8 protein-coding genes and 4 pseudogenes are annotated in these 10760 nt (G+C 58.2%); 5 read left to right on the top strand and 7 right to left on the bottom strand.

Annotated features, from left to right (window positions below; genetic code table 11):
• The 4 genes from ACT3XD_RS18665 to ACT3XD_RS18650 form a co-directional block, all read left to right on the top strand.
• Nucleotides 1-941, top strand: a 941-nt coding sequence (locus ACT3XD_RS18665) for an ABC transporter substrate-binding protein (protein WP_444280657.1), incomplete at its 5' end; no start/stop codon positions are given.
• On the top strand, nt 938-2959 hold the full coding sequence (locus ACT3XD_RS18660; RefSeq protein WP_193063620.1) for an iron ABC transporter permease: 2022 nt from the start codon (nt 938-940) through the stop codon (nt 2957-2959). The genes ACT3XD_RS18665 and ACT3XD_RS18660, both read left to right, overlap by 4 nt.
• Nucleotides 2956-4251 (top strand): NtaA/DmoA family FMN-dependent monooxygenase, encoded by a 1296-nt coding sequence (locus ACT3XD_RS18655; protein ID WP_192539742.1) that lies wholly within the window; start codon nt 2956-2958, stop codon nt 4249-4251. Before ACT3XD_RS18660 ends, ACT3XD_RS18655 begins: the two co-directional genes overlap by 4 nt.
• A gap of 4 nt (nt 4252-4255) precedes the next feature.
• A complete protein-coding gene (locus tag ACT3XD_RS18650) occupies nt 4256-5260 on the top strand; it encodes an LLM class flavin-dependent oxidoreductase (RefSeq protein ID WP_192539743.1) in 1005 nt (334 codons plus the stop codon).
• Between the two features lie 310 nt (nt 5261-5570).
• Here the strand turns inward: ACT3XD_RS18650 and ACT3XD_RS18645 are convergent, their stop codons facing one another.
• From ACT3XD_RS18645 to ACT3XD_RS18615, 7 genes and pseudogenes are all read right to left on the bottom strand, one after another.
• Entirely contained in the window at nt 5571-6164 is a 594-nt protein-coding gene (locus ACT3XD_RS18645) for a GntR family transcriptional regulator (RefSeq protein ID WP_192539744.1), read from the bottom strand.
• A gap of 344 nt (nt 6165-6508) precedes the next feature.
• Nucleotides 6509-7117: pseudogene (locus ACT3XD_RS18640) on the bottom strand (IS30 family transposase); the annotation flags it as partial.
• A gap of 6 nt (nt 7118-7123) precedes the next feature.
• Nucleotides 7124-8116 (bottom strand): IS30 family transposase, encoded by a 993-nt coding sequence (locus ACT3XD_RS18635; RefSeq protein WP_192539746.1) that lies wholly within the window; start codon nt 8114-8116, stop codon nt 7124-7126.
• Nucleotides 8117-8219: 103 nt separating this feature from the next.
• A pseudogene (locus tag ACT3XD_RS18630) lies at nt 8220-8615 on the bottom strand (transposase); the annotation flags it as partial.
• Nucleotides 8616-8869: 254 nt separating this feature from the next.
• Nucleotides 8870-9445, bottom strand: a pseudogene (locus ACT3XD_RS18625) (ISNCY family transposase); the annotation flags it as partial.
• Between the two features lie 34 nt (nt 9446-9479).
• Nucleotides 9480-9650: pseudogene (locus ACT3XD_RS18620) on the bottom strand (IS30 family transposase); the annotation flags it as partial.
• 73 nt (nt 9651-9723) lie between these two features.
• Nucleotides 9724-9999, bottom strand: coding sequence for a plasmid mobilization protein (locus ACT3XD_RS18615; RefSeq protein ID WP_225736347.1), 276 nt, complete (start codon nt 9997-9999; stop codon nt 9724-9726).
• Nucleotides 10000-10384: 385 nt separating this feature from the next.
• Here ACT3XD_RS18615 and ACT3XD_RS18610 point away from each other — a divergent pair.
• Nucleotides 10385-10760, top strand: a 376-nt coding sequence (locus ACT3XD_RS18610; protein ID WP_444280656.1) for a TraK family protein, incomplete at its 3' end; no start/stop codon positions are given.

Genomic DNA, 10760 nt, shown 5'->3' with positions numbered 1-10760 from the left:
TGATGTCGAGAAGAAGCTTCGCTTGCGGGCTTGCCGCCTTCGCCGCCTTCGCCGCATCCACGCAAGGGGCTTTTGCGGCGCGCGTCTGTGCGGTGAGCGAACTGGGTGAAACATGCCTGGCGCAGCCGGCGCGGCGGGTGGTGGCGCTTGACCAGCAGAGTGCGGAATTTCTTCTGGCGCTGGGCCTGCAACCGGTCGGAATGACGGGCCCCGCCAATTATCGCCGCTTCACCGGCGATGCCGAGCCCCGGCTTTCGGACGAGGTGACCGATCTCGGTCTGTCTTCCGCACCCAATATCGAATTCATCATGGCGCTTGAGCCGGATCTGATCCTCGGCAGCGCCAACAGCATCCAGAAAAGTCGCACCCTGCTTGGCGAAATCGCGCCGGTGGCGGCATTCCTTTCCTATCCAGCCGGAAAACCCGACCAGATGGCGAATATGGTCGAGACGCTGCGTGCCGTCGCGCGTCTGACGGGACGGGAAGCGGAATGCGGCGATTTCCTCGCGTCTCTCGATGAAACGCTTGCGGAAATGAAGCAAAGTGTCGTCGCGAAAGGGCTGGACAAGCGTCCTGTCGTGCTGGGCAATGTCAATGCCGGCGTCACAGGGGCCGAAATCATGCTCTTCAATCGCAATGCGCTGCCGGCGCAGCTTTTGCAGCGTTGCGGCTTCGCCTATGCCTATGATGACGACCGCTATCTCGAAAAAGGCTTCAACGTCACCACCGCCGAAACGCTGATCGCCTTGCAGGATGCCGATTTTCTCTACATGCCCTTCAATGAGGAGGGTGTGGCCAATCTCATGGCGACGCCGGTGTGGCGCAATCTGCGTTTCGTGCGCGAGAACCGCTTTCAGCCCATTCCCTACCGGCTGATCCACAACGGCCCGCTGAGCGCGCGGCTGTTTCTGCGCGATGTCCGCAAGGCGCTTCTGACGTGAGCGTGCCGCGGCAATGCTTGCGCGAACTGGGCATGATCGGGGCGGGCGTCATGGCGCTCGTCGCCGCTTTCGCGCTCAATATGGCGCATGGCGAGGCCCGGATCGGGGTTGGCGACATCATCCGCTCCTTTGCGTATAATGACGATCTGCTGCGCGACGTCGTCAGCGGCTTTCGCCTGCCGCGCGCCACCATAGGGGTGCTTGCGGGCAGCGCCTTCGCCGTCTCCGGCGCGCTCATGCAGAGCATCCTGCGCAATCCGATGGTGTCGCCGGGCATTCTCGGCATCAGCGCGGGAAGTTTTTTCTTCATTGCGCTGGCCACCATATTCGCACCGGCCCTGATCGTTTTCATGCCCATCGCCGTCGCGGTCTGCGGCGGTCTGGTTGCCGTGCTGATGGTCTATCTGCTGGCGGGCGGGTTTCGCGCCACGCCGCTGCGCATTCTTCTTGCTGGACTGATCGTCGCCATGACGATTTCAAGCATAACCGGCGCGCTGCTGCTGCTCTACGAGAGCGAGGCGCGGTTTCTCATTACCTGGAGTGCGGGTTCGCTGCGGCAGAACGGCTGGAGCAATGTGCAACTCGTCTGGCCATGGATCGTCCTCTGCCTCATTGCGGCTTTCACGCTGTCGCGCGCATATGATATTGCCCGGCTCGGCGAGGATACGGCCAGAAGCCTCGGACAGAAACACGCATTGCTCGTCACCGCGACCCTGATCGTCGTGCTGGTGCTGACGGGCGCTTCCGTCGCCGCCACCGGTCCCATCGGCTTCGTCGGTCTTGTCGCGCCGCATCTGGTCAAGCTTGCGGGGGTCAGACGGCATGCCGCGCTGATACCGGCCGCGGCACTCTGGGGCAGCAGCCTGTTGCTTGCCGCCGACAGCATCACCTACATGCTTGGAAGCCTGACCAGCGCACCGCCCGTGGGGGCCATTACGGCAGCCCTCGGTGCGCCATGGCTTCTGTGGCTCGTCCTGCGCCGCAGCCGGGGCGGGCAGATGAATGCGGCTTCATCGCTCGATTTCGGCCGAGCCGGACATGTTTCCCCCACGATCCTGCTTTTGGCCCTTCTGCTCCTCATCGGCCTCACGCTGCTTGCGGGTCTCATGTTCGTCGGCGGTCTGCCGCTGTCGGGAATGCAGGTCATGCAGGCACTCTCCGGCAAGGCTGCGCCGCTCATGCAGAAGATCGTCTGGGACATGCGTGGCCCGCGTATTCTCGCAGCCTGTCTTGCCGGTGCGGGTTTCGCCCTTGCCGGCGCGCTTTTTCAGGCAGCATTGCGCAATCCTCTGGCGGATTCGTCGATTGTCGGGGTCAATGGCGGGGCGACGGCAGGCATTCTTCTCATGGTGGCGCTGTTTCCCGCAGCAAGCGCGACGGGCATCGGCATGGCGGCACTTGCCGGTGGAATGCTTGCGGCGGCCACCGTCTATATCCTTGCATGGCGCACGAGGCTGACACCGACCTTTCTCATCCTGATCGGCATTTCCGTTTCCGCCCTTTGCGGCGCATTCGTGCAGATACTGGTCATGCAGACCCGCTTTACCGACAATCCGATGGTGTGGCTCATCGGCGGACTTTACGGGGCCAACTGGTCCACGGTGCAGATATTGTTTCCCACGCTTCTTGCCGGTTTCATCTGTGCGATGCTGGTGGCGACGAAACTCGAACTGCTTTCGCTCGGCGACATCACGGCGCGCAGCCTTGGTGCTGCGATCGCGCCCGTCAGGCTCGCCGCCGGAGCGACGGGCGTCACGGTTGCCGCCATCTGCGTTTCGCAGACCGGGCCTGTCGGCTATGTCGGCCTGCTGGCGCCGCATCTGGCGCGGTTTTTATGCGGCCATTCCCTGCGCGCGGTCTTGCCCGTTTCGGTGCTGGTCGGTGCGCTTCTTCTCGGGCTCGCCGATATTGCTGCCCGGCTCGTCATTGCGCCGGGGGAACTGCCCGCAGGCTCCGTCATTGCGCTGATCGGCGCCCCTTATCTCATCTATCTTATCCGCCGGAGTATGCGCACATGAGCCATCCGAACCGACAGCTTCATTTCAATTCCTGTATCGATCATCTCGATCTGGCATGGCGCATTGCGGGGGATATGCCGTCCCGTCTTTTCGATATGCGCCAGCTTGAGGAGCGTGCGCAACTGGCCGAGAAAGGGCTGATGGACGCCATGTTCATCGCCGATTTCTACACCTACCGTCCGGGCTTTTCGCTGGAACCCATAGCCCTTCTTTCAGCACTTTCCACGGTGACCAGGCATATCGGGCTGATCGCCTCCGTTTCGACCACCTATAACGAGCCTTATAATCTCGCGCGCATGTTCGCAGGCCTCGACCGCCTCAGCAATGGCCGCGCGGGCTGGAACATGGTGACGACGGCCATCGGCACGGTCGCCGCCAATTACAGCCGCGACGAACATCTCGAACACGATACGCGATACGAGCGTGCCCATGAGGTGATCGAGGTCGTAACCGCGCTGTGGGACAGCCTCGATGAAGATGCGCTCTCCTGTACGCCTGAGGGCATGCTCCACGCCTCACCCGGGAACGTTCCGGCCCTCGATCATCGTGGAAAATGGTTCGAGGTTCAGGGGCCGCTCGACATACCGCGCCCCATACAGGGCAGCCCGGTGCGCATGCAGGCGGGTTCGTCGCAGGCGGGACGGGATTTCGGCGCACGCTGGGCGGAAGTCATCTTCACCGCCCAGCCGGTCCTTTCCATCGCACAGGAATTTTATGCCGATATTCGCCGCCGCATGGCCGCTTTCGGACGCACGCCCGATCAACTCAATATCCTGCCGGGCCTGATGCCGATCGTTGCGAAAACCCGCACGGAGGCCGAAGCCCTTCTGGCGGCGCGACAGGGCGCGGGTGAAAATGCGGGCGCGCGCATGAAGGAAATGGTCGGCATCGACCTTTCGCAATTGCCGCCCGACGAGCCGATCCCTCTCGATCTGCTGCCCGAGCAGGGATTCACCAACGGAATGCGTGGAAGATCGGATCTTTATCTCGACATGATCCGCAAGCATCGCCTGACCCCGCGTCAGGTGCTGCAACAGGGCGCGCATCTGGCTTTCGCTGGAACGCCGCTTGAGACGGCCGACCTCATCAGCGAATGGTTTACGGGCTTTGCCTGCGACGGCTTCACGCTGATGTGGCCTTCTCTTGAGGCGAATATCCTGTTTGTCGAAGAAGTGGTCCCCATCCTGCAACGGCGCGGTTTCTATCGCACCCGCTATGCGGGAACGACGCTGCGCGACCATTTCGGTCTGGCGCGCCCCGACAACCGGCGCTTCGCTGCAAAGGGACATTGAAAATATGAAACAGCTTCATTTCAATTATATTCTCGGGCCGGAAAGTCTCGCCGCGGTGGATGGCGTTTCCGCGCGTCCCGGCGCTCTCCAAACTCTCCTGACACTGGCGAAACGCGCCGAATCGGGCGGGATCGACGCGCTCGTCTTCAGGGATGCGAACAATGCGGGCCTGGTGCGGGAAGGATGTGCATTCCTTCCATACGAGCCGTTTACGGCTTTTGCGGCGCTGGCGGCTGCAACCGATCGCATCGGTCTTGCCGCCGCCGTCTCCCCGCGCACCAGCCAGCCCTATAACGTTGCGCGGCGGCTTGCGACCATCGATCATATCAGCCGGGGCAGGGCTGGCTGGCACATCACGCCGTCGGCAGATCAGCAACAGGAGCAATATGGCGATTTGAGCCGTCCGCCTGTCGAGGCCGTTGCCGCACGGGATGCGGAATTTCTCGAAGTGGTCCACCAGTTATGGGATAGCTGGTCCCCGGATGCCATCGTCATACGTTCTGACGGGCGAGTGAAAGTCAACGGAGAGGGGAACGGCCCCATCGACCATCGTGGACACTATTTTTCGGTCAAGGGGCCGCTGGACGTTCCGCGCCCGCCGCAGGGCAGGCCGGTCTTGTTTCACAGCGTGGTGACGGAGGATGACATGGATATGGCGGCGCGCTTTGCCGATGTCGTGATTGCCGAGGCGATGGACCTCGAAGCGACCGCAAAATTCGCGGACGAGATGAGCCTCCGCCTGAAAAGCCATGCAAGGGATCGCGCAGACGTGCGGATCATGCCCGTTCTAGGTTCTACCAACACCTGCACCGCGGAAGCTGTGACCGAGAGGATCACCCAGTGGCATGGTGCTGGAATCATTGACGGCTTCAGCCTTGCCGGAACATGCCTGAACGGTTTTATAGACGAGGTCATGCCGCTTTTGCGGCAGGCCGGTATGTTACCGGAAAAGACAGGCCCATCCACCTTGCGTGAGAGGCTCGGTCTGAAAAATTTATACATGGAATAGGTGCACGATCCGGTCCCGGTACCCTCCGCCTGATCCCCTGGCCGATGGGTGTACATAATCTTGCGAAATTACACTCCGACACGCAGCTCTTCCAGAGTCTGTCTGGTTCATTATGACCCAGACAGACTCTGGGTTCTTTTGTTTTCGTTTTTCTTTTCGGGAAAACGGGTTCCACTTTTCCCAGTCTTTCCGTTTACGACCGAAATACACGCCCCTTGCTTCGTATATGTGAGACACGAGGGCGATCATGCAGCGACGGCGGCTGCGCTTGAAGCATGGCCCTTTTCCGTTTCCAAATTTGCCGGTCTCGTTAAATCTTCAGCGCCAGTGAGCGCGCATTGTTGATGTGGACCGTTATCGCATCCATTGCCAATTGCGGAGTGCGCGTTTCAATGGCTTCCAGCACTTTCAGATGCTCTTCCATGACAGGAATGACGCGGCCAGCGATGCGAAAACGCTCCTGATTGATGAGACGCATCTTGATATTGTTGGTCTGATATTTACGCCAAATGATTTCGTTGTTCAGCGAACCGATGATCGTATCGTGCAGGTTCCAGTCGATATGTTCCCTGCGCAGGGACAGCAAGATTTCCGCTGACGCCTCCTGACAGAAAACAGCGACAACTTCCCGCTCAATGAAAAGACGAAATTGAAATGCCTCACGAATGAGATTGAGGTCGACATGCGCGATCTGTAAACCGCGTTGTGGCACCGTCTTGATAAGGCCCTCCACCTCCAAGCGAGGAATAAGCTCCCGTATCGCGCCGAGCGGAAGCCCTGTTATACTGACAAGTTGCCGTTGCGAAACGAACTGGCCGGGATGAAAATCGCCCGCCAGCAAGAGTTTGATGAAACTCTCATATGCCCGATGTCTTGACTGGACTGTCGCGGTCTTATCACTCACTCACGCTTCTCCTGCGGATCGCCAAACATGCACGTCGGCAAAAAATACCTGCCGCCCCATTCAAACCTTGTGCGCAGTAGCCGATTATTCCATACACACAGCATGACATGTTAACGCTAAATCAAACATAGCACAGGTCTGAGTCAGTTTGGCAAACCCATTGAAGAGACTTTTTATATCGTTTTGATCAGCGAGCCTATTTTCCGGTCTGTCTCCTGCAGCAGGATGAAGGCTTCGAATTTGACATCGTGGAACCTTGAGATCTCTCCGCCCTACGGCTCGGGGATTTCCTTGAGGTGGAAAAGTTACCCCAACTGCATTATGCCGGCGGTGAGGGTATCTGATTAAGCTGCTTCCTGCAAAAGTTTAGCAAACACCTCTGCGGGTGTCTTAAATCCAAGACACTTGCGCGGGGTCGCATTGAGCTTATGGGCGAGGGCGGTTAACTGAGCCTGGCTGACCTGCGCCAGATCCGTATTGCTGGGTAAATACCGTCGGATGCGCTTGTTGATGTTCTCAATAGTGCATTTTTGCCAGGGTGAATTTGGATCACAAAACCAGCTTCTTGCCCCCATTCCATCCTCCAAAGCCCTATAACCCATAAACTCGGAACCACGATCAAAGGTAAAACTGCGGCGTGCATGATAAGGCAGCGCTGCAAAGGCCTGAATGATTTTGTTCATGATAGGCTTTGAGTGCCGACTGCTGTTTTTAATGATGACGAAGTAACGACTTTTGCGTTCAACAAGTGTCATGACATTGGCTTCTCCGAGGTCACGATCAAAGATGATCAAATCACCCTCCCAATTGCCGAATTGCAGACGATTGCCAATAAAATCAGGACGTTGATGAATGCGAAACGCTTCTGGAATGCGGGAGCTGCGCGATCTTCTGGTGCCGCGTGGGCAGCGCTTTGTGCGCATCTCGGCCAGATGCTCATACAGCTTTAACCCCTGAATTCAACCAATAAGCGCAGCACCTGCGGTATCCAGTGCTCCAGAGTACTCCCCCAGAAACACCTGTGCCGGTGTTCGATAGCCGAGTCGTTTTCGGGGGCGGTCATTGAGCTTTCTCACCACCCTGCGTAGCTCGGCATCAGTGACGTGGCGGAAGTTGGTTCCCTTGGGAAAATACTGCCGAATCAAGCCATTGGTGTTTTCATTGGTGCCACGTTGCCCTGAGCAATAGGCGTCGCAAAAGTAGGTTCTCGCTGCTACGGCTCTCGCCACGGCCTGGTGCTCCGAAAACTCCGAGCCATTATCCAGCGTGATAGTTTTCACCGCACCTCGACGAGGCTTCAGCAGACGGATCATGGCCGCTTTCGTCAACGCCGCTGTAATGCTGGGTAGCCGTGCCGCCAATAGATAGCCGCTGCGGCGCTCAACCAGCGTGACAATGCCTGATTGCTTATGTCCCTGAAGCACCGTGTCACCCTCCCAGTGGCCGATGTAGCGCCGATTCTCAACCTCGGCTGGGCGATGCTCGATGCCCACGCGATCAGGTATCTTGCCAAGCCCTGCGCTTTTGGCGTGAACACGGTGCTTGCTGCGCCTCTTGGGTTGCCGGAGATGCTGCCAAAGCGTGCCGCCGCGGGCCTTATCATCCCAGACCAGGGAATAAATCCACTGATGGCTAACGCCGATACCGGCCAACGGTGCCATGAATCCACTGATCTGCTCTGGGCTCCATTCTTCACGAAGTCGGCCGGCTACCGCCGCGATCAAGCTGGGCAAGCGCTTCGTCCACTTGCGGGCGGTACGTCGTCGGTGATCGCTACAAGCCTGAGCCTGTTCGGGATCATAGCCACTGGCCGTCGCGTTGCGGCGCAGCTCACGGCTAATCGTGCTGCTGTGGAGCCCCAGTTCCCTAGCGATCTGTCGCTGGCTCCTGCCCAAGTCATGGCGGGCGTAAATCTGGTATCGTTGTGTCTGGGTCAGCTGTTGGTATCCCATGCTCTGCTTCACTTTGGTCGGTAAAGCAGGGAGGGTACCGGCACTGGCCCTCCTGCCTCTACCTTGTGGTCCAAAGTGCTGCAGTTATTCTATGAATTCAGGACCCATATTCTTCCTTTGAGTAAATGAAGCGATAGATCGTTTCTGCGCATAGACGTATCGCGCTCAGACCATGGCTAATCAGTCGGCCGCAGATCTGCTCTGGTGACCAGTGTGCTTCCAATTGTTCAATGACGAACTTGCGCAGCTCTGGGTAACGTCTGAGCTTGCGCAACCGCGTTCTGCGGTCTTTGCTGATGTTGTCGGCAAAAACACTATGATAGCCATTATAGTCTGGAATCTCGGCATCCCAAAAGCTGTTGCGCTTGATCTCGCGATAGATCGTCGAGCGATGACGGCCCATCAGCCGCGCAATATCGCCGAGAGGGAGTTTAAGCTGTTTCAGCTCAAATAACCGGCGACGTTCCGCCAATGTGATCTGTGAGTAGCAATTCGACATCCAATTTCCTCCATGGCTAACCACATGAATTCATTGGCATGTTGCAGTTTAAAATAGAATGTACCCCGGTTATATAATGTGTTTTGGCAAGTTAGGGATACGCTATCTCCAGCAAGATAGAGATGCGACAGGTGCTGACGTTCAGCCCCCATTCCGAGAGGCTGGTCAGAGTTGCAAGCGAGGAATGGGGGCGGGTCGATAGGTGCCCTTCGGCTTTAGCTCTGAGAGTGCCAAATGTCATTGATCTGGCCATTTCACTCCGTCGCAGCCAACCGAGCCAACGCTTTTTCCCGGCGCGCAATAACGTCAGGATCGTTCATGTAAGCGGTGCGCGATTTGCGCTCGCGCTTCTGATACCCGTTCCCGACACTGCCATCAGGCACGCCAAACAAATGGTTCGTCTGACCTGTGCGACGGGGACCGCTCTGGCTGCGTTGCAGTTCCCGGCCTGCCTGCATCTCGGCCACAATCGAAAGCATGTCATCCAGTCGCTTGTTCTCGACAACAGGCGAGCGATGAACAGAACGAAGCTTGTCGAATGTTCTGTAGGGCAGGGTGTCCGTACCATACATGATCTCCAGACGGCCATCCGGATAGTCGCAGACAATCACCTTTTGTCGAGCCAGCCGCTTTGCAAACTCCGTCGGCTCCAGGATGAACAGCACCTTGTCGTAACGCAGTGTCAGTGTTTGCGACAGTGTCCGTACTTCCTTCCGGCACATCGCACCATCGATGTTCTCATGCGCGGCCAGCGGTCGATGCATATCCTTAGGATTGCGCGGCTCCTTGCCAAAACGAGCATTGAAGTCTGCAATATATTCCGGCGTGTGAGGTCAGGCTGAAGCGCGACTTTTCGGTTTGAGTTTACGCAAAACGATGTCTGTTTGCGAAGAGTTTCTGCCGAAAGACTTCTGCAGGTGTTTTGTACCCTAAACATTTGCGCGGTGTATTGTTGAGGCGATGACAGATGAATGCGAGGTCTCGATCACTGAGGGTAAGTGGATCAAGGTCTCGGGGGAGCCAACGTCTTGTGCGGGGTCGGTTCCGGCTGGGGGCGAAATGACACCCTAAGCGGCACACAGCAACGATGAGGCGATTGCGGACTTACTCAAGCTTGGCCGCGTTTCTCTGCGAGCCAAAGTTTCAGCAGCCCAGCGACCCGCCCAAGGTCGCCGTTGACCTTGGCCAAGTCCGCAACGGCGGCCAGGTCAACGACCGACCTTATTGGGGTGTTCAACCCAAGGGCGCGCAGGTAGCCCGAACGGGACATGCCCGCTTCTTCGGCGCGCTCTGTGATGGTCGCTTTCTCGTCGTCTGTCACCCACACCTCTATCGGCTTACCGCGCCGCCGAGGCTGGGCCTTTTCTTTGGTGTTCTCTGGCATTGCCTGCGCTCCTGTTGTTGCTTTTCGCTCTTAGACGCGGCAGCGGCTGTGGGCCTCGCAGAGCAAGATACCGTTGAGCCGAAGGCGAATAAGGGGCGGTGTTGGATGGGGACGGGCTTGCCCGTACCCGTACAACACATATCTTGCCGTCTAGTTCTATGCAATTGTATGCGACAGTAGCTAAACGATCCACCCAGAACCGGCCCAAAGGCCGGAAAAGCCGACGAATCGCATAGAATCGCATATCATCGCGTACAATCGCATTAAATGGCTTGCTCAATCGCATAGAATCGCGTACAGTCGCACTGATTCGCGCAGAATCGCATTAGCGTGTATGATGGGCCGTCCGCGATTGAGTCGCGGCGGTCAATAGGAGGAAACAGGCATGGCAGACACGCCTAGCAGCAAGCCCCGCCGGGGCGCGGGACGTGTCGCGTTTCTGGCTCGCCTCGATCAGTTCAAGACGCTGATCGAGGCCGGTAACGAACAGCGCACGGTCTATGACGACTGCGGCGGCGAGGATGAACTAGGTATCAGCTACTCCCAGTTCAACCGTTACGTCGTCCGGTACATCACGGGAGCAAAAGACGATGGACACCAAAGGAAAGGCGCAGGGCAAATCACCCCGCAAAGCCCCTCCCCGGCCGCTACAGGGGCCGCAGGAGGACAAGCAGGGGGCAAGCCTGCCCCAGCAGCTAAACCCGGCTCAAAACGCCCCGGATTCGAGCACAACCCAAACAGCGGAAATAACCGCGACGACC

This window comes from Halomonas sp. AOP7-B1-5, assembly GCF_052353045.1.
GTDB lineage: Bacteria > Pseudomonadota > Gammaproteobacteria > Pseudomonadales > Halomonadaceae > Vreelandella > Vreelandella colorata.
The sequence above is the reverse complement of the archived record's forward strand: the minus strand, read 5'-3'. Positions and strand labels throughout refer to the sequence as shown.